The organism is Streptomyces sp. NPDC005955, assembly GCF_042871255.1.
Lineage (GTDB): Bacteria > Actinomycetota > Actinomycetes > Streptomycetales > Streptomycetaceae > Streptomyces.
Genome location: NZ_JBIAIF010000010.1, coordinates 29,188 through 51,427, shown reverse-complemented (window position 1 = coordinate 51,427; position 22,240 = coordinate 29,188). Strand labels below are relative to the sequence as shown.

At 70.4% G+C, this 22,240-nt stretch carries 18 protein-coding genes, 4 tRNA genes and 3 pseudogenes; 12 read left to right on the top strand and 13 right to left on the bottom strand.

Going from position 1 to position 22,240, the window contains the following annotated elements:
• Window positions 1–6: 6 nt before the first annotated feature.
• The 4 genes from ACFYOU_RS23050 to ACFYOU_RS23035 all read left to right on the top strand — a co-directional run bounded on the left by ACFYOU_RS23050 (window position 7) and on the right by ACFYOU_RS23035 (window position 2,744).
• Window positions 7–1,227 (top strand): sensor domain-containing protein, encoded by a 1,221-nt coding sequence (locus ACFYOU_RS23050; RefSeq protein ID WP_391308088.1) that lies wholly within the window; start codon window positions 7–9, stop codon window positions 1,225–1,227.
• Window positions 1,218–1,865: a response regulator gene (locus tag ACFYOU_RS23045; RefSeq protein WP_391308086.1), complete on the top strand. Its 648-nt coding sequence runs from the start codon at window positions 1,218–1,220 to the stop codon at window positions 1,863–1,865. Before ACFYOU_RS23050 ends, ACFYOU_RS23045 begins: the two co-directional genes overlap by 10 nt.
• Before the next feature lie 178 nt (window positions 1,866–2,043).
• Window positions 2,044–2,304: a ribbon-helix-helix protein, CopG family gene (locus ACFYOU_RS23040; RefSeq protein ID WP_391308084.1), complete on the top strand. Its 261-nt coding sequence runs from the start codon at window positions 2,044–2,046 to the stop codon at window positions 2,302–2,304.
• Window positions 2,301–2,744, top strand: a complete 444-nt coding sequence (locus ACFYOU_RS23035) for a PIN domain-containing protein (protein WP_391308082.1) — start codon at window positions 2,301–2,303, stop codon at window positions 2,742–2,744. Before ACFYOU_RS23040 ends, ACFYOU_RS23035 begins: the two co-directional genes overlap by 4 nt.
• Before the next feature lie 92 nt (window positions 2,745–2,836).
• On the opposite strand, the pseudogene ACFYOU_RS23030 reads toward ACFYOU_RS23035, so the two are convergent.
• Window positions 2,837–3,669: pseudogene (locus tag ACFYOU_RS23030) on the bottom strand (NAD(P)H-binding protein); the annotation flags it as partial.
• Between the two features lie 103 nt (window positions 3,670–3,772).
• Here ACFYOU_RS23030 and ACFYOU_RS23025 point away from each other — a divergent pair.
• Window positions 3,773–4,366 carry a TetR family transcriptional regulator gene (locus ACFYOU_RS23025; protein WP_391308080.1) on the top strand — a complete coding sequence of 198 codons (594 nt, stop codon included), beginning with the start codon at window positions 3,773–3,775 and terminating at the stop codon, window positions 4,364–4,366.
• Window positions 4,367–5,687: 1,321 nt separating this feature from the next.
• The gene (locus ACFYOU_RS23020) at window positions 5,688–5,867 is read left to right on the top strand and encodes a hypothetical protein (protein ID WP_391308079.1); all 180 of its coding nucleotides are present in this window, start codon (window positions 5,688–5,690) and stop codon (window positions 5,865–5,867) included.
• Window positions 5,868–5,885: 18 nt separating this feature from the next.
• On the opposite strand, the pseudogene ACFYOU_RS23015 reads toward ACFYOU_RS23020, so the two are convergent.
• The 3 genes and pseudogenes from ACFYOU_RS23015 to ACFYOU_RS23005 all read right to left on the bottom strand — a co-directional run.
• A pseudogene (locus tag ACFYOU_RS23015) lies at window positions 5,886–6,050 on the bottom strand (serine hydrolase); the annotation flags it as partial.
• Window positions 6,051–6,093: 43 nt separating this feature from the next.
• Entirely contained in the window at window positions 6,094–7,008 is a 915-nt protein-coding gene (locus ACFYOU_RS23010) for a hypothetical protein (RefSeq protein WP_391308078.1), read from the bottom strand.
• Window positions 7,001–7,753, bottom strand: coding sequence for a restriction endonuclease (locus ACFYOU_RS23005; protein WP_391308077.1), 753 nt, complete (start codon window positions 7,751–7,753; stop codon window positions 7,001–7,003). The genes ACFYOU_RS23010 and ACFYOU_RS23005 overlap by 8 nt, the downstream gene beginning before the upstream one ends.
• A 1,603-nt stretch (window positions 7,754–9,356) precedes the next feature.
• On the opposite strand from ACFYOU_RS23005, the pseudogene ACFYOU_RS23000 reads away from it, so the two are divergent.
• The 3 genes and pseudogenes from ACFYOU_RS23000 to ACFYOU_RS22990 form a co-directional block, all read left to right on the top strand.
• A pseudogene (locus ACFYOU_RS23000) lies at window positions 9,357–9,634 on the top strand (replication initiator); the annotation flags it as partial.
• Complete coding sequence (locus tag ACFYOU_RS22995) at window positions 9,588–9,803, top strand: excisionase family DNA-binding protein (protein WP_391308350.1); 216 nt, start codon at window positions 9,588–9,590, stop codon at window positions 9,801–9,803. The pseudogene ACFYOU_RS23000 and the gene ACFYOU_RS22995, both read left to right, overlap by 47 nt.
• Before the next feature lie 320 nt (window positions 9,804–10,123).
• On the top strand, window positions 10,124–10,291 hold the full coding sequence (locus tag ACFYOU_RS22990) for a hypothetical protein (RefSeq protein ID WP_391308075.1): 168 nt from the start codon (window positions 10,124–10,126) through the stop codon (window positions 10,289–10,291).
• 131 nt (window positions 10,292–10,422) lie between these two features.
• Here the strand turns inward: ACFYOU_RS22990 and ACFYOU_RS22985 are convergent.
• A tRNA-Gly gene (locus ACFYOU_RS22985) sits at window positions 10,423–10,496 on the bottom strand.
• Window positions 10,497–11,270: 774 nt separating this feature from the next.
• Between ACFYOU_RS22985 and dcd the strand changes: the two genes are divergently transcribed.
• Together dcd and ACFYOU_RS22975 are read left to right on the top strand one after the other, a co-directional pair.
• On the top strand, window positions 11,271–11,846 hold the full coding sequence (gene dcd, locus ACFYOU_RS22980) for a dCTP deaminase (RefSeq protein WP_387010448.1): 576 nt from the start codon (window positions 11,271–11,273) through the stop codon (window positions 11,844–11,846).
• Window positions 11,843–12,352: a phosphoribosyltransferase gene (locus tag ACFYOU_RS22975; RefSeq protein ID WP_389763752.1), complete on the top strand. Its 510-nt coding sequence runs from the start codon at window positions 11,843–11,845 to the stop codon at window positions 12,350–12,352. The genes dcd and ACFYOU_RS22975 overlap by 4 nt, the downstream gene beginning before the upstream one ends.
• A 46-nt stretch (window positions 12,353–12,398) precedes the next feature.
• On the opposite strand, the gene ACFYOU_RS22970 is transcribed toward ACFYOU_RS22975, so the two are convergent.
• The 8 genes from ACFYOU_RS22970 to ACFYOU_RS22935 all read right to left on the bottom strand — a co-directional run bounded on the left by ACFYOU_RS22970 (window position 12,399) and on the right by ACFYOU_RS22935 (window position 19,662).
• A complete protein-coding gene (locus tag ACFYOU_RS22970; RefSeq protein WP_391308073.1) occupies window positions 12,399–13,574 on the bottom strand; it encodes a YIP1 family protein in 1,176 nt (391 codons plus the stop codon).
• Window positions 13,575–13,711: 137 nt separating this feature from the next.
• Complete coding sequence (locus ACFYOU_RS22965) at window positions 13,712–15,319, bottom strand: FG-GAP repeat protein (protein WP_391308071.1); 1,608 nt, start codon at window positions 15,317–15,319, stop codon at window positions 13,712–13,714.
• Between the two features lie 337 nt (window positions 15,320–15,656).
• On the bottom strand, window positions 15,657–17,933 hold the full coding sequence (locus ACFYOU_RS22960) for a heterodisulfide reductase-related iron-sulfur binding cluster (protein ID WP_391308069.1): 2,277 nt from the start codon (window positions 17,931–17,933) through the stop codon (window positions 15,657–15,659).
• Window positions 17,934–18,254: 321 nt separating this feature from the next.
• Window positions 18,255–18,328, bottom strand: a tRNA-Phe gene (locus ACFYOU_RS22955).
• A gap of 27 nt (window positions 18,329–18,355) precedes the next feature.
• Window positions 18,356–18,430 (bottom strand) — tRNA-Asp (locus ACFYOU_RS22950).
• A 31-nt stretch (window positions 18,431–18,461) separates the two neighbouring features.
• A tRNA-Glu gene (locus ACFYOU_RS22945) sits at window positions 18,462–18,534 on the bottom strand.
• Between the two features lie 144 nt (window positions 18,535–18,678).
• A complete protein-coding gene (locus ACFYOU_RS22940) occupies window positions 18,679–19,029 on the bottom strand; it encodes a metallopeptidase family protein (protein WP_387010453.1) in 351 nt (116 codons plus the stop codon).
• A 57-nt stretch (window positions 19,030–19,086) separates the two neighbouring features.
• Window positions 19,087–19,662, bottom strand: a complete 576-nt coding sequence (locus ACFYOU_RS22935; protein ID WP_391308067.1) for a hypothetical protein — start codon at window positions 19,660–19,662, stop codon at window positions 19,087–19,089.
• 400 nt (window positions 19,663–20,062) lie between these two features.
• Here ACFYOU_RS22935 and ACFYOU_RS22930 point away from each other — a divergent pair.
• On the top strand, window positions 20,063–22,240 hold a 2,178-nt coding region (locus ACFYOU_RS22930), incomplete at its 3' end, for a DEAD/DEAH box helicase (protein ID WP_391308066.1).

Sequence of the window (22,240 nt, the reverse complement as noted above, 5' to 3'; positions counted from 1 at the left end):
CGCAGCATGCACCACAGAACCGCCTGGCAGGCCCTCGGCCAGAACCCGCTGCGGGTCCTCCGCTCCAGCTGGCCCTGGCGGTCCTTCGCCTACCTGCTGACCGGCGCCGCCTTCGGCGCCCTCACCAGCACCGCCCTCGCCCTCGCGCTGGTCGCCGGGCTCGTCACCCTGGTCCTGGTGGTCGGACCGCTGATCCTGCTCGGCGTGGCCCTGTCCGGCATCGCCGTCAGCCGGTTCGAACGGTGGCGGCTGCGCCTGGTGGACCTGGACCCCGTACCCGACCCGCACCGCGCCCCCGAGCAGCCCGGAGCGGTCGGCTGGCTGCGGACGCGACTGGGGGAGACCGCGACCTGGCGCGAACTCGGCTTCACCGCGGTGTCGGCGACCGCGCTGTGGTGGATGGACCTCCTCGTCCTGGGCTTCGCCCTGGTCGTCCCGGTACTGGTGATGGTGTCCCCGCTCGGCGACCCGGACGCCTGGCCGCTGGCGGTCGTCGGCGTCTGCCTGCTCGCCCCGGCGCCGTACACGATCACCGCCTGGGCCGGTGCCAGGGCCGCGGTGACCCGGTTGATGCTGACCCCGCGCGACAGCGAACTCGGCCATCAACTCACCGACGTACGGGCCTCACGGGCACGACTGGTCGACGCCTTCGACGCGGAGCGCCGCCGCATCGAACGGGACCTGCACGACGGGGCCCAACAGCGACTGGTCTCCCTGAACGTGCTGCTCGGCCTGGCCCGCCTCGACGCCGGCCCCGACCTCCCGCTGGCCGAACAACTCGCCCGGGCCCAGGAACAGGTCGGGCTCGCCGTCGACGAACTGCGGGAGCTGAGCCGCGGCGTCCACCCGAAGGCCCTCACCGACCACGGTCTGGCCGCCGCCGCCGAGAACCTCGCCGCCCGCTCGGTCCTCCCCGTCACGGTCGACGTCCGGCTGCCGCACCGGATGCCCGTGGCCGTGGAGACCACCGCGTACTTCGTGATCGCCGAAGCCCTGACCAACGCCACCAAGCACAGCACGGCGACCGGCGTCGAGGTGCTCGCCCGGGTGCACACCGATCTGCTCACCCTCTCCGTCCGCGACGACGGCACGGGCGGCGCCAGCCCCGAGGGGGGCACCGGACTGACCGGGCTGGCCGACCGGGTCGCCGCGGCGGACGGCCGCCTCCGGATCTCCAGCCCGCCGGGCGGCCCCACCCTGGTGCACGTGGAACTGCCGTGCCGTTGACCGTCGTCCTCGCCGAGGACTCCCCCCTGATGCGCGACGGCCTGGTCGGGGTGCTCACCCGCTTCGGCCACCAGGTGCTCGCCGCGGTCGGCGACGCGGACGCGCTGGTCACCGCGGTCCGCGAACACCGCCCCGACATCGTCGTCACCGACGTCCGCATGCCACCGGACCACACCGACGACGGCCTGCGCGCCGCCATCGCCCTGCGCGCCGAGTACCCCGCCCTGCCGGTCCTGGTCCTCAGCCAGTACATCGAGCAGTCCTACGCCGCCCATCTGCTCGACCTGGGCAGCGACAGCGGCGTCGGCTATCTGCTCAAGGACCGGGTCAGCGCGGTCAGCGAGTTCGTGGACGCCGTCACCCAGGTCGCCGGCGGCGCCACGGTGGTGGACCCCGAAGTGGTGCGCCAACTCCTCAACCGCCGCCGCGACCCCCTGCAACGCCTCACGCCCCGCGAACGGGAGGTGCTGGGCCTGATGGCGGAGGGCCGCGCCAACGGCGAGATCGCCCGCGCGCTGTTCGTCACCGAAGCGGCCGTGAACAAGCACGTCGGCAACATCCTCCAGAAGCTCGAACTCCACCTCGACGGCGAGGGCCACCGCCGCGTCCTCGCCGTCCTCGCCTACCTCCGCGCCTGACCCGCGACCCCGCCGTCCCCCGGAGTGGTGAGCTGGGCGAACACGTCTGCCAGCGCCGCCGCACCGTCCAGACAGACCGCTTCCACTCGATGCGTACGCCACCGATTCAACGGGCGGGGCCCTGTACGGACAGTGACCATCGGGTGTGTAGGTTTGGTACATGGGCTAACCTTGGTACATGTCCATGAAGCGCACCAACGTCTATGCCGATCCCGAGGACCTGGCGATCATCAAGGACGCTGCAAAGCGCCGAGGTGTGAGCGAGGCCGAGATCATCCGCCAGGGCATCCACCTTGCGGCGATGGCGAACCGGGTTTGGGACGAACCCTTGTTCTCCCGCACATTCGAGGGCTCGGGCCGTACGCCGTCCAAGTTGGAGGTCCGTGACGCCGTCGTCGACGCGGTGGTTCGTGCTGCGGACACGGGAACCGCTGCGTGATCATTGTTATCGCCGGCACGTCAGGTTTGTTGGCTGCCCTCGATTCGACCCATGGGGAACACGCTGGCGCGAACGAGGCGATCATGGCTGCGGGGCTCCTGGTCATGTCGCCCCTCCTGCTGGCGGAACTCGATCACGTCGCCACTCGTGAGCTTGGGCGGGAAGCTGCCCTCAGCTCGGTCGACGACATCCGTCGATGGATGCGTCGTGGCCGCGTCGTGGTTCCGGAGATCACCGAGGACCATCTGAGTGCCGCCCAGTCCATCCGCCTCCGCTACCACGCCCTGGACCTCGACCTCGCCGACGCGCTGAACGTGGCCCTGGCTGCCGACTACGACACTGACGCCATCCTCACTCTCGACCGTCGTGACTTCCGGGCAGTGCGCCCGCTGGGTAGCCACAAAGCGTTCCGGCTCCTGCCTGACGACCTTCCACTCTGAGGCGATGGCGTCGGCACTCCGAAGCCGCTGCGTGTCGCTCTGGTGGATTCACATACCCGGACAGGACGGGCGGGCCGAGCCAGGCCCCCCCCCGCAGCCCGCTCCACGTGCGTGCGGAAGTCACGGGGCCGACGACCGGTGACCCGTAGGACCGTGTCGGTGGTGCGGTCCTCGGCCCCGCGGCGATGTCCCCGTCCAGACCGGCGAGCACCGCAGCGAACTCCACGGGCATCGCCAGGGCCAACCGGTCGCGCAACTGCTCGTACGTCAACCGCCGGTGGGTGACGGTCCGCCCGCCGACCTCGCTGAGGATCGCCGCGACCTCGTCGTAGCCGAGCGCCGCCGGACCGGTGACGACCAGGTCCGCACCCGGGACCCGGGCATCGGTCAGCGCGTGCACGGCGACGTCCGCGATGTCGTCCGCGTCGACGAAGGCCACGCGCCCGTCGCCCGTCGCGGTACGGATCGTCCCCTCCTCGCGGATGCTCCGGGCGTGCGCGTGGTCACCGGTGAAGTTCTGCATGAACCAGGACGGCCGCAGCGCCGCCCACTCCTCGAACAGCTCGGGCAGCGCCCGGTGCACCCGTCCGACGGCCGGGCCTCCCGCGGGGATCGCCGACGAACTGAGCAGCACGGCACGCCGTACCCCCGACGCACGGGCCAGCTCCAGGAACGGGAGCATCGCGCCGGCCGGGTCCGCGGAGGCCGGGGGCGGCACGAGGTAGACGCGGTCCGTACCGTCGAGGGCCGGTGCGTGCGTCGCGTGCGCGTACCAGTCGAAGCGGACCCCCTGCGCGCCGGGGAGGTGAGCGCCGCTCCGACCGGCCGCCCTGACCCGGTGCCCCCGGGCGACGAGCCCTCGGACCACCCGACTGCCGGTGGTGCCGGTGGCCCCGATGACGAGGACGGCGGCGGGCTCGGTCATGGAGGCTCCCTCGGATACGATGCGGACCCCTGGTCCGTTTACTGCTGGGCAAGATACGGACCCCTGGTCCGTTTGTGCAACCGAAGGAACCCCGAGGAACCCCGTGCCCGAGCGCAAGCCCCGTGCGGACGCCGTCCGCAACCGCGAAGCCGTCCTGGTCGCGGCCGACCGCCTGTTCGCCGACCGCGACCGGCCCGAGCAGGTCACCATGGCCGACATCGCCGCCGCGGCCGGCGTCGGCAAGGCGACCCTCTTCCGCGGCTTCACCGACCGCACCGGCCTCATCCGCGCGCTCTACGCGGCCCGGCTCGAACCGGTCCGCCGGGCCGTCACGGACGGCCCGCACCCCCTCGGCCCCGACACCCCTCCCCGGGAACGCGTACTCGCCCTGCTCGACGCGCTCCTGTGCTTCAAGCTCGACCACCGCCACCTCTCGCTCGCGCTGGAGGCGACGGGCAACGACAGCCCCTACGACGCCGAGCACTACGACTGGTGGCACGACACGCTGCGCCACGCCCTGGAGCGGTTGCCCGGCTTCCCGAACGCCGACTTCGCCGCACACGCCCTCCTCGCGGCCGTCCGCGCCGACCTCGTCGGCCACCTGGTCGACCGCGAGCACGCATCGCGCGAGCAACTACGCGCCGACCTGGCCGCCTTCACCACCACCCTGCTCACCGTCCCGCCCGCGACCGCCTAGGCTCCGTTCCCGGCGGGGGGAGTGGCAGCTGCGGGACTCGGGCGTGTCCCTGCGCATCAGGTGTACGCATCGAGTGCCCGGTCCTCGTGCTCCCTGCGCGTCACCTTGGCGATGGTGAGCCGGCGTCCGTACAAGTCCATCGCCTCGGCCCCACGACCCCGCGTCGAGTTCCACCGTCACTTCCCTCGCATCTCACTGAGGCATGGATGTCAGGACGACGAACGGTTGCTCCAGGCTCGATTCGTACTTGAGCGTTGTCGAGACAGTTGCGCCAGACGTGCTCCGGATGGCGATCTGGCATTCTTCGCGGCACTTGCGCGCCAGGACGGCCGGGCGTTCTCGCTGGCATCCGGCTTTTCGCCCGGGGAATCCGAAGCGGTCCGCGTCCTCGCATAGCAGTATGCGGCGGGTGTCGTCGAAGCGGACCCGTAGGCCTGGTGGACGACCATGCCGCCGGGGAGGGGTTAGGCCCTCCAGCGGAAGGAGACTACGGTTCCTCCAATTAGGGCCGTCGCCGCATTAATTGGCCTGGGCAACAAACAACCCCCTGGCTGTGAGCCTAGGGGCTGATATTGCAGCGGGTGACGAGAATCGAACTCGCGCTCTGAGCTTGGGAATCTACTGCACGGAGCGCACCCATGTACCCTTTGACCTGCGTAAACAGCTCAAAGATGGGGGCGGTGATGGGGTCGCACTGACCCCCCATTAACCGCTATTCACCGCCCTGAAGGGCACGGCTGGGGCACGTGCGGATCACGCATCGCGGCGCGGAATTTCTTGAGGTGGCAGCTGCTGACCTTCTTGGGCCCGACTGCGGTGTGTGTTGCAGCGCGTTGCGGGCGCAAGCACCGCCGGATCAGAGTGTGGGGTGCAATCCGCCGACACTCATTTGCCGGGGATCTTTGGGTGAGATATGTACCCCGCCCCCGACTCGGGTTCTCAGGTAATTCGGGTTCCGTCCCCGACTAGCTCGGGTGACCCGATACATGTTGCCGGGCGTCTGCCTGCTGGCTGGCTGGCTGGCCGGCCTACGACGATGCAGGGACTGCCCGTGACGTGGCCCGGCAGGCATACATGGCCTGGACCCAGGGTGACCGTGCTGCTGCCCGAGCCTTGGCTGATGTCGCCCGCGTCTACGCCTGCCTTGCCGAACGAGCGGACCATACGGCTGCACGCCTGGACTTGGCTACCGCCCAGCTGAGGGCCGATGCCGCACGTGCGGAAGCTGCCGCTGAGGCGGCTGACGACTATGCCTGGCTAACCCCGCGTCAGCGCTCGGCACGCCGGGTGGCACGCATGCTGCTGGCTGCACCACCCCGACGTGCCGACCGACAAGATTGATCACGAGGCCGTGCCGCTGACCACGGTCATGGAGCGGCTGGATGTCGCCCAGAGCACCGCCAGCGAGATCCGTAAGGAGGCTCTGGCGCTACTGCTGTCCGGCTATGGCGTCAGGGACGCCGCCGTCGATGCGACCTACGAGCCAGAGGGCAAGAGCTGATCACGTAGCCCTCGCGGCCTACGGTTCCTCGGGACGCATCGCAGCAGCCCGAAAAGCGCTGCGGATCTCTGTGTGGGGCTCGCGGTCGCGGTTGAAGCGGATCTTGTTGGTGAGGACAGCTGGCCAGCGGTTCTGGACAGGGCTGATCCACATGCCGGTTCCGGTAAAGCCGTAGTGGACCCAGTGACGAGCGATCTGCCTGCCCTGATGAGCCAGTAGCGGGTCCCTAGCCGAGCCAGTCCATGGCTCTCATCGCAGCGATGACCAATTGCCTCGCATCAGGATGTGTGGGCGTCGTCAACTGATGCGCCATTTTGTTCCGAGCCGTGAAGAGCTCTCCGAGGCCTGACCAGAGAGCCGGATCGTCTTGCTCGAGGGATCGCCCGATCACCACTTCTGCAATCGGACCATAGAGAGCGACAACGGCGCCGTGCGTCTGCTGGAGTGACCGCACGCTGGGTGTGGACCCCGGAGGACGACGGGACTTGAGCGACTCTTTGGCGTAGGTCTCGGCCGCCACTGCGGCCAGCAGAATCGCAGTCCCTGGCTGTGGGCTGTTGGTCGACTGCGTGAGGTATCTCGCCTGTGAGAGCAGCGCTCGTGCAGGTGGCAGTCCGTCGCGCAGTGCGCTCATTGCGATGTCGGCGGTGAGGACAGGCAGCCCTCGAACAATGGGGTAGCCCGGGTTGAGGGGTTCAGGCACTCTCAGCGGGATGCCCTGGGTGATGTTTGTTGCCGTGAGGGAGAGAACCTTCGGTACATGACCAACCATGCCCACGCTCGGTTGTTCGACCCGCAGAGCGTCAGACAGGCGTGCAGCGGCGAATCTGATGGCTGCGACGGCAGCCTTCAGCTCTGCCTGGACGATGGGCTCATCAAGGGCGGAAGGAAGCGTGAACACGGTGTGTGCCGTGAAGTACGTCGGACACAGTGCCACGGGCGCGTCTTCTTCCCCCAACCAGCCGTGGTATCCCTCGGCAGGGAGTCGTCCTTCGAACTTTGGGAACGCGAGTACAACATCGAATGCGCCCACCGTGGTCGTTAGCGGCCGAGATGCCAGGGCGATATCGATGTCGCACATACGGCCGACCGTCGGCTCGCTTGACGCTTGGTAGACGGCCTCGACTCGGATCTCATTCATAGGGAGACGATGTTCCTCTGTCTGATCGATGTTGCGCAGCCGGATACTTCGCGCTCTTGTTTCGGTGTGGTGGGACGGCGCGGAGCAGTTCCCACAGTGGGCGTGAGCCGTTGGCCCATTGGGCGAGGAGGTGGCGGTCGACGAGGTGGAGGTGCTGCGACTTGGCGAAGCCGGGGGCCTGCTTAGAGAAGCGGCCATTGGTGAGCATGACGATGACGTCGCCGTTGTGGATCTGGCGTCCCGTGCCGTTGAGGCGTTGGAGGTCGGGGGTGCCGACCGCGGACCCGGACCAACCGTCCTTGCGGTGCTTGCATTGGATCACCCAACGTCGACCGAAGGGGTCTGTGGCCTTTACGTCGGCTCCCTGGTCGCCACCTCTACCGACTTGCTCTGCATCCTGGCAGCCGTCTCGACGGAGTAGGTCTCGCACGGCGTATTCGAAATGGGTGTAGGGCAGGCCGTCCAGGTGCTCCACCACGTACCGGAGTCCCTGGGCTCGAGTGGCCTCCTTGCGGGCTCGCTCCTTCTGCAGGTGCATCCCCATGGCGATCGCGCCCGCTAGAGCTGCGACCGGGAGAGCGAGGACCCAAAGGTGGTCGGCCAACCAGGACTGCACCGACATGAGGAAGCCGGATGCCCAAATGCCGACGAGGCCGATCATCAAGAAGAACTGGAAGTCGGAGCCCTTCTGCTTACGCGGCCGACTGCCTCGGTTCGGCCGGCGTCGAGCGGCGGGGCGGGTCACCGGCCCCTCCCTGTGCTGGGGAAGACGATCGGATAGGAGACTGTCGGTAGGGGGTGGGGTGCTGGGCGGTTCTCCCACGTCGGCCACGTGAGCGGGTAGACCACCGTCGACTGCGGCCTGGGTAACTCCTGATCCGATCCTGTTCCGGTCCCCGCGGATGTTGTTCCGTTCCCGAAGACGATCACTCCGGCGACGATCAGGCCGAGCGTCGCGGTCTCCCTTCGGGCCCCGGCAGGTAGCTGGACGTGGCCTTTGACCCGGGTGCCGTCTGCTCGGAAGTAGTCATTGATCCAGGGCATAGCTGTATCCCCCCACCAGTCGCGATGCGCCTCGCTGCGCACCGGATCCATGGAAGCACTTGCCACTGACAATGCGTCACCAGCTGGTCATCATTCGTGATCATCTGTTGAGTCGGGGCGAGCCTGCCTGCGCTTCGGCGGGCAGTGCCTTCGGCGACATTCGGAGGCGTAGGGCGAGCGTTGCGCGGTCGTGAACTCGGCCGTGCGGGCGGTGTGGTTGAGGGCCGCCTTCGGGGTTGCGGACGGGCGAATCTGGACGCTTGTGTGGCGCAGGTCACATGAAATGCGTCTCGCGATCCGAGGCGGTTCCGCGTCTGAGTGGTATAGGTGGTGCGCGAAAGGCCCCCGGAGCAGGGTACTTCTGCGAGTTGGGGCACGCGGAGGGCACGGAAGGGCCTGAGAGGTCTGACAACGAAGAAGGCCCAGGTCGCTGCCCTGTGCCTTCGTTCAAGAGCGGATGACGGGAATCGAACCCGCGCTATAAGCTTGGGAAGCTCGGTTCTCTTGGCGGCGGTTGCTGCGCTGACCTGCGGCGAGGTGGTGTTGCAGCCCTATGCAACCCGGGGCAAGGTCCAGCTGTTCCCTAGCGGTTCCGCACAGGATCTGGCACGCGAGTCGCACGGGCCTTCGCTTCGTACGTTCCATGGCGAAGCTGTGCCAGGTGCGTCTGATCGTCAGTCGACGACAGTCAGCCACGATGGCGGGGCTGCACCGGCCGATCACGCACGCGTGAGTCTCGGCGCACCCCGCCGGCCTCAATCACGTTGCCGTGTAGTCGGCCAGAGCGAGCCGAGCTGGTGGACGCGGACTGGCCGTACGAACTTCCGATCCGTAGCTCTGTAGAGATCGGTCGTTGAAGGCCATTTGCAGGCTGTGGGGAAGCCCGTGAGGATCGGTGTGGAGCGGACCAGCTGGTGTCAAGCGTTGTCGTCAGCGGTGCAGACGGGTCAGCAGTGGATCCTCAACTCACCTTCATTGCAGAGAATCACAACCTGATCACCGGTCTCAAGCACGTGGAAGTGGCGTGCCCGAGCGATGTCTACGATCTCTTGCAGCGACGAGTAACGCTCTACGTCGAAGATTGATCGACGCACCACTCCGCCTCGCTCTGCCTGCACTGCCCTGAAAATCTGATCAACCCATGCTCCCATGAGGGCAAGCTACAGCCAGCGACAACACCACTCAGGTAAGTTTGCGAATATTATGGCCATACGCTAAGGGGGTGGGTTGGCTGCGCGCACATGGATCCAACCTCAGTCCACCACTCACCGCCAGCTCGCATCCCGTCCGCCGTCGACCCACACACCGACGCAATCCGCACCGCCACCGCCAAGGTCCGCGTCGACGGCCCCGTCGTCGACGGACGCACCCGCACCTTCATCCTCGGCTGCCAACTCGACGTCTGCACCATCCAGTCCGCCGATTTCGACGACGGCCGGGAACTGACTGAAGGCGCGTCACCGCGTACATCGCCAAGTACGCCATCAAGGACCTCGAACACCTCCGTCTCCGCTGTGCCCACATGCTCGGCTTCCGTGGGCACTTCTCCACCAAGTCCGGCCGGTACTGCACCATCCTCGGCAGGACCGCGCTTCCCCCCCCGGCGGCTGATCGAGGAACGGCGCATCCGGTACGTGAAGCTGGGGCGGCCCGTCCGCATCCCCGAGAGTGCGGTCGAGGAGTTCTTCCGCTCCCGCACGGTGCAGCCGGTGAGGCGTCCTCGTCCGTGCTATGGGAGGGCTGCTGCCTGATGGTCAAACAGCAAGGGAAGGCGACGTCGCTTCGGCCCGATCAGAAGGTTCCCGTCCGGCCGGCAACAGGCGCGCTCTCCGAGCCTTGACGGCGTGATCCCCCCCCCACGGCGCGAGACCTTCGCGACGACGACGAACCGGCGCGGCTCCGCCGCCCGGACGTCGACGCGCTGAGGTTCACGGTATGCATCGCCGAACCGGAGCGCACGAACGGTCGTAGTGCCCCCGGCAACACCAAGTTCGGGGCGGGCACACGGACCGTCCACCTACCGGGGTTGCGCGTCCAGGAACTGTTCGCAGGGGAAGGGTCTGGCGGGCTCGTGGTTGACTCCGGGGCGACCCTGAAGGACACGGTGGTGCGCGCTGGCCAGTCCTTTGGGAAGGCCGCGCTGATCTACCAGCACTCTGACGACGACCGGTGGTGGGAAGCGGCCGCCGGCCTCTACGTGACCGTTCGCAAGGCGCGTCAGGAGATAGAGGAGGTGTAGGAGACCGCTGCCGCGCCGGACGACGACACCGTTGATCCAGACGATCAGCGTTCTGGCACGGATCTGGCACGCGAGCGTTGACGCACAGCGGACAGCAAAAAGGCCCGTGTCCGTGACCTGGGCCTTGGCTGTGGAGCGGGTGACGAGAATCGAACTCGCGCTCTCAGCTTGGGAAGCTGATGTTCTACCATTAAACTACACCCGCGAGTGCACCCGGTTGGACCGGTGGTGCATCGCGGCTCACTCTACCGCATGCCGGACCCCCGAAGTCCCCGCCGTACGCCCCGGGTGTCGCGGGCCGGTGGACGCGCATGCGGGCGGCGGGAGTTGGGGCGTACGGTGGCCCCGCGCACGGGCCGACCGGGAGGGCTTCCCGGTATCGGAGTGCCGCCTGGAGGGCCGCCCTATTCGTCCCGTAATGTAGCGCTTCGTGCCGGTCCGGCGGCGCCCACATGGGTGGCTCCCTGGTGCCCGGCGCCCATTCGCGGATCGTGGGGAAGGGGCTCAGAGGACTTGATGGAGCGCACTGTAGTTCGTTGTGCCGAAGGGCACGTGTTCAGCACCGCTTCGTTCCCGATGCAGCAGGCCGGGCGGCTCGGCCCCGGGCGGCTCCTGCGCTGCCCGCGGTGCGCCAGGCTCCGCAGCGCCGTCCCCGTCCCCGTCCCGTTGACCAAGCGCTAGCCCCGGGCGCGGGCGCGCCGGAAACCGGAGCCGGAGTCGCACCGGAACCGGATTCGGAGCCGTAGGCCGCGAGGCCCCGGCGGGCAGCCACAGTCCCGCGGCCAGACCCGGCCCCGCACGCCCCGGCCCCGCCCCACGCCCGCCCCGCCCACGGCCCGCGAGCCGCCCGAGCAGCCCGCCCCGGCCTCGACGGGTCGCCCCTGGGGCCCCCTCGCCGAGCACCCCCGCGACCCGCCCCGCCCAGGGGCCGACGCGCCCGGCGGCGCGGCGGGCGGGTCGCACTGCGTATCCTCGGGACGTGCTTCTCTCAGACAAGGACATCCGGGCCGAGATCGACGCGGGACGGGTGCGCATCGACCCGTACGACGAATCCATGGTGCAGCCGTCGAGCATCGACGTGCGCCTCGACCGCTACTTCCGGGTGTTCGAGAACCACCGGTACCCGCACATCGACCCCTCGGTCGAGCAGGCGGACCTGACGCGACTGGTGGAGCCCGAGGGCGACGAGCCGTTCATCCTGCACCCGGGCGAGTTCGTGCTCGCCTCGACGTACGAGGTCATCTCGCTGCCCGCCGACCTCGCGAGCCGGCTGGAGGGCAAGTCCAGCCTCGGGCGCCTCGGACTGGTGACGCACTCCACCGCGGGGTTCATCGACCCCGGGTTCTCCGGGCACGTCACGCTCGAACTCTCCAACCTGGCGACGCTGCCGATCAAGTTGTGGCCGGGGATGAAGATCGGCCAGCTCTGCATGTTCCGGCTCAGCTCGCCCTCCGAGTTCCCGTACGGCACCGAGCGCTACGGCTCCCGCTACCAGGGACAGCGCGGGCCGACCGCCTCGCGCTCCTTCCTGAACTTCCACCGGACCCAGGTATGAGCGGCGAGCGCGAGAACCTCACGTACGAGCGGTTCGGCACCGCCGTGCGCGAGCTGGCACAGACCATCGCGGACGACGGCTACCAGCCCGACGTGATCCTCTCCATCGCGCGCGGCGGGGTCTTCGTCGCCGGGGGGCTCGCGTACGCCCTGGACTGCAAGAACTTGCATCTGGTCAACGTCGAGTTCTACACCGGGGTCGGCACCACGCTCGCCATGCCGGTGATGCTCGCACCGGTGCCGAACGCGATCGACTTCACCGACAAGAAGGTGCTGATCGCGGACGACGTCGCCGACACCGGGAAGACGCTGAAGCTGGTGCACGACTTCTGCCTCGACCACGTGGCCGAGGTCCGGTCCGCCGTCGTCTACGAGAAGTCGCACTCGCTCGTGAAGTGCGAGTACGTGTGGAAGCGCACCGACGACTGGATCAACTTCCCGTGGAGCGTCGAGCCGCCCGTCCGCAAGGCGGGCACGCCGGTCACCCCGTCGCGCGACGCGCTGTAGACGACCGAAGGCGCGCCCCCTCCAGCGGGGGCGCGCCTTCGTGCGGTCAGAACGTGCCGAGCTTGATGATCGACAGCAGCGCGACCAGCTGGATCGCCGAAGCGCCCAGGGCCTTGGGCCACGGCAGGTCGTGCGACTTGCTCACCATCACCGTGAACAGCGCACCCGCCGCCAGCCAGGTGATCCAGCCGACGACCTGGACGAAGGGCGCGTCGCCGCCCAGGAACATCGCGAAGACCAGGCGGGGCGAGTCGGTGATCGACATGATCAGCATCGAGAGGCCGACCGTGGGCTGCCAGGCGCCGTTGCCGCCGAGCTGCCGGGCCAGGGTGTTGGTGACCGCGCCGAGCACGAACGCGCCGAACACCATGACGACACCGGTCAGCAGTACGTACGGCACCGCGGCCGACAGCGTCGAGCTGATCGCGTCCTCGCGCGCCCCGTCGAAGCCGAAGATCGCCAACAGGCCGTAGAGGAACGTCACGACCAGGGCGGTGCCCCAGACCGTGTAGTCGCGCATCCGCAGGAAGGTCTGCGCGGGGCGCAGCACGATGCCCTTGAGCAGGTCCTTCCACGGCAGCGGCGGACCCGTCGGGGGCGCCGCCTGCTCGCCCGCTCGGTACGTCTCGCCCTGCTGGTACGGGTCCTCGCCGATGGCGAACGCCTGGGTGTGGCCGGCGTTGTTGGCCGCGTACGGGTCGGGGCCGCCGTGCTGCTGGTGCCCGCCGTCGCCGAAGTACTCCGGCTCCTCGTACCCGCCGCCGTACCCGCCGCCCTGGCCGCCCCGGCCGGGTCCCTGACCGTGGCCCTGTCCGTACCCCTGGTCGGGGCCCGGGCCCTGCGGCCAACCGCCGCCGCCCTGGCCGCCCTGCCGGGGCTGGCCGCCGCGGTCGCCGTACTGCGCCGGCTGACCGTAGGGCGGTCGCCGACCGGAACCGTCCCGTCCGCCGGGGCCACCGGGGCCGCCGCCGTACTGCTGCGGCTGCCCGTACGGCGGCTGTCCGGGGGCAGGCGCGGGCGGCCCGCCGTACGGGGGCGGAGGTGCCTGCTGCCCGTACGGCTGTTGCGGCGGGGGCTGTTGTTGCCCCCGCGTCTGGGGTGTGCGGTTGTCCCGGCCGCGTCCGATCCTGAATCCAGCCACGTCATCGAACGTACCCGGTCCGGAGCGGCGGCGTGCCGGGGCGGGGCCACCGGAAGGGGCTTTGCGGCCGAGCTGTGACATCCCCTAAGGGGGCGGGTACGGGGGCTCGTTCGGGTAGTCGAGAACACCCCGGGCGGCTCGTCCACGAGGAGTAGTACCCGAGGGGGAGGAGCGGCTGCGGCGGGGCCCGGACGGCCGCCGCAGCCGCCCGCCTTCCGCTACTCGTCGATCACCGCGCCGAAGTGGCCGGCGCCCCCGTGCGGGCGGCCGGCGCCGAACGTCGAGGAGCCGGCCGCACCGACCCCGTCGCGGCCGGCGGGCAGCAGCCACACGCTCCCGGTGCCGTCGTCCTCCCGGTGCGCGGCGGCGAGCAGTGCGTACCGCCCCTGGGCGTCGGGGCCGGTGAACCGGACCTGCGCGCCCCAGGAGTCGCCCCGCTCCACGGCGCCGGGCACCTGTGGGGAGCCCTGGTTCCAGTGGGTGGAGCCGCGACCGGTGAGCCCGGTCGGCGAACCCTTCAGGACCCACACCGCGCCCGCGTCGGCGACCCGGCCCACGTCCTCGCCGGCCGCGCCGATCGCGACCTCCGCGTAGCCGTCGCCGTCGGCGTCCGCGACGGAGAGGTCACTGCCGAATCCGTCGCCGTGCTCGGGGGTGCCCGCGACGCCCGGGGAGTCCTGCGTCCACCACTGGGGCTCGGCCGCGGGGCCGGACGGGCCGCCGTACCGTACGCCGACCAGACCGCCGGCCGGGGCCGCTCCACCGCTGTCGGAGGCGGCGTCGGAGGCGGCGGGTTCACCGGTGACCAGGTCGTCGTACCCGTCGCCGTCGATGTCGCCGGAGGCGGCGACGGGTCCGCCGACCAGGTCACGGGCGTACGCCGGGCCCCGTGCGCCGCCGGGGAAGTACGCGGACCACCCCGCGCCGCCATCGGCTCCGGTGCTGGTGCCCGAGGCGATCAGGTCGGCGAGCCCGTCGCTGTTGTAGTCACCGGTGGTGAGGGTGCGCACCACGGTGGCCCGGGCGCCCGCCGGGCGGGGGAGCGCGGTGCGGGCGAGCGGCCGGGCGGGGGTGTGGGACCGGGCCGCCCCGGTGCCGTCCGGGGTGGTGTCGTGCGCAGTGGTGCCGTCCGGGGTGGTGTCGTGCGGGGTGGTGTCCAGTGGGGCGATGCCGCCGGGCGGACCGCCGGGGCCACCGCCGTCGACGGGCGGCGGGACCGGCGCCCACTCGGCGAGTTCCAGTCCGTGGCGGTCGGCGACGGCCAGCAGGTCGCCGGGGTGCGCGGCGCTGAAGCGGGCGGCGGCGAGGGCCGCGCCGAAGTGCGCGTTCTCGGCGGGGTGGCGGGCCCGGAGCCAACTGCCGGACGTGCTGAGACCCTTCTTGCCGCCCCACAGCACGGTCACCCCGCCCGCGGAACGGTGTCCGGCCAGGTCCTCACCGGGCACGCCGACGATCAGTTCGTCGTAGCCGTCGCTGTTGAGGTCGCCGGTGGCGAGGGCGGTGCCGAACCCGTCGTCGGCCTCGGGTGCGCCGGGCACCTCGGCGGTGGCCTGGCTGATCCGGACGGCGCGTTCGGCGCCGGGGCCCCGGTCGGAGCCGTACCGGACGCTCACGTGGCCGGCGCCGCGCGCGCCGGCCACCGTGGCGGTGGGCGCGGCGGTGACGACGTCCTCGCGGCCGTCGCCGTCGAAGTCGCTGTTGCGGTCGTTCGCGTATGTACCGCCGGGGGTGCCGGCGTGGGCCGGTGCGGCGAGCGTGAGGCACGCCCCGGAGGCGAGCAGGAACGCGGCCGCGGCGAGAGCGGCGGCCGATCGGTTGTGGCGCACTACGGCTCCTGTGGAGGAAGGGGTGGCCGGGCGGGCGCGGGGGTTCCGGAGGGGCCCGATTCCCGTCCGGCGTGCGGGCGCCAAGGGGCCCGGAGGAAGGGTTGCACGGCGCTCGCGCCCGCGTACGGCGTTGTCCGTACCCCTCATACGACCCTCACCTCGGTGGCGCCGAGCGGCCGTCCCGCCCTGGTGGGGACCTCGTACGCCTGACCGTGGACGGGGTCCTGCTCACCCTTCGGAGTGAGGCCCGGGGCGGTTTCCGGGAACGGGCGAGGCCCGGATCACTCCTCGGGGTGATCCGGGCCTCTGCGGGTTGACGGGGGCGTCCGTTGCTCGGCTACGTGGCGGGTTCCGGCTCGGGCGCGTTCTCGGCGGGGGACGCACCGGCCGGGGGCTCGCCGTCGGTGGGGGTCCTGACGGAGTCCAGCAGGAGCTGGGCGACGTCGACGACCTGGAGCGACTCCTTGGCCTGGCCGTCGTTCTTCTTCCCGTTGACCGAGTCGGTCAGCATCACCAGGCAGAACGGGCAGGCGGTGGAGACGATGTCCGGGTTGAGGGACAGGGCCTCGTCGACCCGCTCGTTGTTGATGCGCTTGCCGATCCGCTCCTCCATCCACATCCGGGCGCCGCCCGCGCCGCAGCAGAAGCCGCGTTCCTTGTGGCGGTGCATCTCCTGCTGCCGCAGTCCCGGCACCTTGTCCATGATCTCGCGCGGGGGCGTGTAGACCTTGTTGTGCCGGCCGAGGTAGCAGGGGTCGTGGTAGGTGATCAGCCCCTCGACCGGGGTGACCGGCACCAGCCGGCCCTCGTCGATGAGGTGCTGGAGCAACTGCGTGTGGTGGATGACCTCGTAGTCGCCGCCGAGCTGCGGGTACTCGTTGGCGATGGTGTTGAAGCAGTGCGGACAGGTGGAGACGATCCGCTTCGCCGCCTTGGGCTTGCGGGTGGACTCGTCCTCGTCGTCCTCGCCGAACGCCATGTTCAGCATGGCCACGTTCTCCTGGCCGAGCTGCTGGAACAGGGGCTCGTTGCCGAGGCGGCGGGCGGAGTCGCCGGTGCACCGCTCCTCGCCGCCCATGATCGCGAACTTCACGCCGGCGATGTGCAGCAGTTCGGCGAACGCCCTGGTGGTCTTCTTCGCCCGGTCCTCCAGCGCCCCGGCGCAGCCCACCCAGTACAGGTAGTCGACCTCGGTGAGGTCCTCGACGTCCTCGCCGACGACCGGGACCTCGAAGTCCACGTCCTTGACCCACTCCAGGCGCTGCTTCTTCGCCAGGCCCCAGGGGTTGCCCTTCTTCTCCAGGTTCTTGAGCATCGTGCCCGCCTCGGACGGGAAGGCGCTCTCGATCATCACCTGGTAGCGGCGCATGTCGACGATGTGGTCGATGTGCTCGATGTCCACCGGGCACTGTTCGACGCAGGCGCCGCAGGTGGTGCAGGACCACAGCACGTCCGGGTCGATGACGCCGTTCTCCTCGGCGGTGCCGATGAGGGGCCGCTCGGCCTCGGCGAGCGCGGCGGCGGGCACCTGCGCCAGTGCCTCCGCGCTCGCCTTCTCCTCGCCCTCCATCGTCTTGCCGCCACCGGCGAGCAGGTACGGCGCCTTGGCGTGCCCGTGGTCGCGCAGCGACATGATCAGCAGCTTGGGGGAGAGCGGCTTGCCGGTGTTCCAGGCGGGGCACTGCGACTGGCAGCGTCCGCACTCGGTGCAGGTGGAGAAGTCGAGGAGGCCCTTCCAGGAGAAGTGCTCGACCTGGCTGACGCCGTAGACGTCGTCCTCGCCCGGGTCCTCGAAGTCGATGGGCGTGCCGCCGGAGGTCATCGGCAGCAGCTCGCCGAGCGCGGTGCCGCCGTCGGCGCGGCGCTTGAACCAGATGTTGGGGAACGCGAGGAACCGGTGCCAGGCCACGCCCATGTCGGTGCGGAGCGAGACCGTGATCATCCAGATGAAGGAGGTGGAGATCTTGATCATCGCGAACAGGTAGACGAGGTTCTGCTGCGTGGTGACGTCCAGCCCCCGGAAGGCGGCGACGAGCGGGTACGAGACCAGGTACGCGGCGGTGTAACCGTCCACGTGGTGCAGGGCGCCCTCCAGCCCGCGCAGCACCAGGATCGCGACGCCGATGATGAGGATCACCAGCTCGACGAAGTACGCCTGGCCCATGTTGGAGCCCGCGAAACGCGACTTGCGCCCGGCGCGGCCCGGCAGCGACAGCTGACGGATCACCATCAACGTGAGGATGCCGAGCACGGTGAGGGCGCCGATCAGCTCGGTGAACACCTCGTACGGGGCCCAGGTGCCGATGAGCGGGAGGCTCCAGTCCGCCTGGAAGAGCTGTCCGAAGGCGTGCACCAGGGTCAGCACGAGGGTGAAGAAGCCGACCGACACGAACCAGTGGGCCACGCCGACGACGCCCCACTGGTTCATCCGGGTATGGCCGAGGAACTCCCGGACCACTGTCAACGTCCGCTGCTTCGGATCATCCGTTCGGGTGCCTGCTGGGACGTTCTGACCCAGCCGGACGTACCGGTAGATCTGGGCGATGGCCCGGGCGAACAGGGCTGCGCCGATTGTGGCGAGCACCAACGACACGATGATCGCGGCGAGTTGCATGGAGGCTCCTCGGGCCTGCGAGTGCAGATTACTAAGCGGTAACTTATGGAGTTTGATTGAGGGTACCCAGATATCGCGCCGCGCTGTAGTCGGCCCGTCGGTGATCTGTGTCGCTGAGGTGGCCCTCTGTGGCCCTGCGTAGCCCTGTGCGGTGCGGGGTCTGCTGCGGCCGTGGCGGGGCGGGGCGGGGCGGAGTGGGGTGGGCGGGGCGGTGTGGCGTCGGTCGGCGGGCGGTTGCGGGGCCGGCGTGGGGGGTGACACCAGAAACGCCCCCTCCGGGGAGCCGGAGAGGGCGTGTGGACCCCTGTGAGGAGGTGAAGGTGGCTGGGGCCGGGATCGAACCGGCGACCTATCGCTTTTCAGGCGATCGCTCGTACCAACTGAGCTACCCAGCCACGCAGTTCGCCGAGGCGATCTGCAAGCGGTCCTGACGGGATTTGAACCCGCGGCCTCCACCTTGACAGGGTGGCGAGCACTCCAAGCTGCTCCACAGGACCAAGATCGTGTGACGAGAATACTCGCACACGGTGCCCCCAACGGGATTCGAACCCGTGCTACCGCCTTGAAAGGGCGGCGTCCTAGGCCGCTAGACGATGAGGGCTATCGGCCCGCCTGCGCACCTTCCGGCGCGTCGGGGACGTGAGAAGCATATGGGATGGCGGGAGGTATCGCCAAAACGGTTTACGGGCGGCGTCACGAGCCGCGCCGGACCGCGTCGAACCGCGCCCGACCGGGGGCCCGTGGATCAGCCCCAGCCGAGTTCGTGGAGGCGTTCGTCGTCGATGCCGAAGTGGTGGGCGATCTCGTGGACCACCGTCACGGCCACCTCGTGGACGACGTCCTCGGGGGTCTCGCAGTAGCGCAGGGTCGGCCCCATGTAGATCGAGATGCGGTCGGGCAGCACCCCCGCGTACCACTCGCCGCGCTCGGTCAGCGGGGTTCCCTCGTAGAGCCCGAGCAGTTCGGGGTCGTCGGCGGCGGGTTCGTCCTCCACGAACACGGCCACGTTGTCCATGACCCGGGTCAGTTGCGGCGGGATCGTGTCCAGCGCATCGGCCACCAGCTCTTCGAACGCTTCTCGCGTCATCTCCAGCACACGACCATTGTCCGGGACCGGGGCGCCGCGGGGGCGGGACCGGGGCGCGGGGCCGGGTCACACCACCGGTTGGCCGGCCTCCGGGGACGGCTCCACGCGGAAGGTGCGGGCCGCCGCCTGCCCCTGCGGCGGGGGCTCCTCGTGCGCCGACGAGGACGGCTCCGCCACCGTGGGCTCCGGGGGCGCGGGGGGTTCCGGCGTCGGCTTCGGGGGCTCAGGCTCCGGGGTGGTGCGGGTCGGCGTGGGCGCCGGCTCGGGCGGCTTCAGGGTGGGCGCACCCGGCTCCACCGGGCGGGGCGCCCGGGTCGTCCCGGCGGGCGTCGTGGCCTTGGGGGCGCCGGGCGCGGCCGTGCCCGGCGCGGAGGCGGACGGGGTCTTGGCGTCCGGGTCCGCCGGTTTGCCGCTGTGCTGGGTCTTCGCGTTCCGGGAGCCGCCCGTGCGGTGTCCGTCAGCGTCGCTGACCGCTTCCGGGACGCCGTCGGTCTCCACGGCGCTGCCGCCGCTGCGGGAACCGGAGGACTGCGAGGGGCCGCCCCGCGGGGCGGCCTCGTCGCCCACGCTGACGCAGCCCGCGGTGGCGGCGAGCGCCGCCGCCAGGGTGGCCAGGCGGACGGGTACGGGCAGGGAACGCACGGGGCCACCTCCGGGGCGGTGATTGACTACGGTTGTCCAACTCCCTGTCAGGGCAAGAGGACACGGAGGTTCGGGAGGCGGAGGGGAACGCCGGCCCGGCGAACCGGTGTTTCCGCTCCTCGCCGCTCGGTCAGGTGTCCGGTCCGGTGGGGTCCCACCGGGCGGGGGAGCGGGGGTGAGGCGGGTCACGCCGACCGCATTTGCCTCGGGGGGCTCAAGGTGCGTATGGTGGTAGATCGTTTGATCCCATTTGCCCGGCGCACTCCTCACAGAGCGAGGAATGAAGCGCGCCGCGTGTGGCGCGTACTCCCTGCCGTGGCCGGACCGCATAGAGGCGGTCGCTTAGCAGCTTCACGGAGTTTGGGCGCGTGCCGTGAACTCCGGAAGGTTCGCATTTCGCATGTCCGTTTCCCCTGCTGACCGCGCTGTCCTCAACCAGGACGCCGAAACCGTCAGCACCCCCCAGCAGTCCCCCACCACCCCCGAGGTCGACGTGGAGGCCCCCGCGGCCGTCGCCGTCGTCGAGAGCCCCGAGGCACCCCAGGCGCAGACCGTCGCCGCCGAGGTCGTCGCCGAGGAGGCCGGGACCCAGGTGGTCGAGGCCGCCGAGGAGCCCACCGCCGCGGAGCCCGTGGCCGAAGAGGCCGTCGCCGCTGAGCCCGCCGCCGAGGCCGTCGTCGAGGAGCAGGAGCCGACCGTCACGTTCGGTGACCTGGGTCTGCCCGACGGTGTCGTCCGCAAGCTCGCCCAGAACGGCGTCACCACCCCGTTCCCGATCCAGGCCGCGACCATTCCGGACGCGCTCGCCGGACGGGACATCCTGGGCCGCGGCCGCACCGGCTCCGGCAAGACCCTCTCCTTCGGCCTGCCGCTGCTCACGACCCTCGCGGGCGGCCACACCGCGAAGAAGCGCCCCCGCGGCGTCATCCTCACCCCCACCCGTGAGCTCGCGATGCAGGTCGCGGACGCCCTCCAGCCGTACGGCGACGTGCTCGGCCTGAAGATGAAGGTCGTCTGCGGCGGTACGTCCATGGGCAACCAGATCTACGCCCTGGAGCGCGGCGTCGACGTCCTCGTCGCCACCCCCGGCCGGCTGCGCGACGTCATCAACCGCGGCGCCTGCTCGCTGGGCGACGTCCAGGTCGCCGTCCTCGACGAGGCCGACCAGATGGCCGACCTGGGCTTCCTGCCCGAGGTCACCGAGCTGCTCGACCAGGTTCCCCAGGGCGGTCAGCGGATGCTGTTCTCCGCCACCCTGGAGAACGAGATCGACACCCTGGTCAAGCGGTACCTGAACGCGCCCGTCACCCACGAGGTCGACCCGTCGGCCGGTGCGGTCACCACGATGACCCACCACATCCTGGTCGTGAAGCCGCGCGACAAGGCCCCGGTCACCGCGGCGATCGCCGCCCGCAAGGGCCGCACCATCATCTTCGTGCGCACCCAGCTCGGTGCCGACCGGGTCGCCGAGCAGCTGCGCGACGCGGGCGTCCGCGCCGACGCCCTGCACGGCGGCATGACGCAGGGCGCGCGCACCCGCACCCTCGCCGACTTCAAGGACGGGTACGTCAACGTCCTCGTCGCCACCGACGTCGCCGCGCGCGGCATCCACGTCGACGGCATCGACCTGGTCCTGAACGTGGACCCGGCCGGTGACCACAAGGACTACCTGCACCGCTCGGGCCGCACCGCCCGCGCCGGTCGCTCCGGCACGGTCGTGTCGCTGGCCCTGCCGCACCAGCGGCGCCAGATCTTCCGACTGATGGAGGACGCGGGCGTCGACGCCGGTCGCCACATCGTGGGCGGCGGCGGGGTGTTCGAGCCCGAGGTCGCCGAGATCACGGGTGCCCGGTCGATGACCGAGGTCCAGGCCGAGTCGGTGTCCGGCGCCGCCAAGCAGGCCGAGCGCGAGGTCTCGGACCTGGCCAAGCAGCTGGAGCGGGCGCAGCGCCGCGCCACCGAACTGCGCGAGGAGGCCGACCGGCTGAGCGCGCGGGCCGCGCGGGAGCGGGGCGAAGACCCGGCCGCCGTCCTCACGGACGGTGCCGCCGCGGTGGACGCCGGTGCTGCCGCCGAGTCGGTGGACGGCGCCGAGCCGACCGCCGTCGTGACGGACACCGCGTCCGCCGCGCCGAGCACCACCGAGCGCACCTCTTCGTCCTCCTACGAGCGCCGTGACGGTGACCGTGGTGGCTTCCGCCGCGATGACCGCCGGGACGGCGACCGCGGCGGTGACCGTGGCGGCTTCCGCCGTGACGACCGTCGGGACGGTGACCGTCCGGGCTTCCGCCGGGACGACCGTCGTGACGGTGAGCGTGGTCGTGGTGGGTTCGAGCGTCGTGACGACCGTCCGGGTTTCCGTCGGGATGACCGTCGTGACGGTGAGCGCGGCGGTTTCTCCCGCGACCGGCGTGACGGCGACCGCCCGGGCTTCCGCCGTGACGACCGTCGGGACGGTGACCGTCCGGGCTTCCGCCGCGATGACCGTCGTGACGGTGAGCGTGGTCGTGGTGGGTTCGAGCGTCGTGACGACCGTCCGGGTTTCCGTCGGGATGACCGTCGTGACGGTGAGCGCGGC

Excerpts from the sequence above, each read along its gene's own strand:
- ACFYOU_RS23050 (WP_391308088.1), top strand. The coding sequence starts at position 7 with ATGCACCACAGAACCGCCTGGCAGGCCCTCGGCCAGAACCCGCTGCGG.
- ACFYOU_RS23040 (WP_391308084.1), top strand. The coding sequence starts at position 2,044 with ATGTCCATGAAGCGCACCAACGTCTATGCCGATCCCGAGGACCTGGCG.
- ACFYOU_RS23010 (WP_391308078.1), bottom strand. The coding sequence starts at position 7,008 with ATGAATGAGATCCGAGTCGAGGCCGTCTACCAAGCGTCAAGCGAGCCG.
- ACFYOU_RS22975 (WP_389763752.1), top strand. The coding sequence starts at position 11,843 with ATGAGCGGCGAGCGCGAGAACCTCACGTACGAGCGGTTCGGCACCGCC.
- ACFYOU_RS22970 (WP_391308073.1), bottom strand. The coding sequence starts at position 13,574 with ATGTCACAGCTCGGCCGCAAAGCCCCTTCCGGTGGCCCCGCCCCGGCA.
- ACFYOU_RS22960 (WP_391308069.1), bottom strand. The coding sequence starts at position 17,933 with ATGCAACTCGCCGCGATCATCGTGTCGTTGGTGCTCGCCACAATCGGC.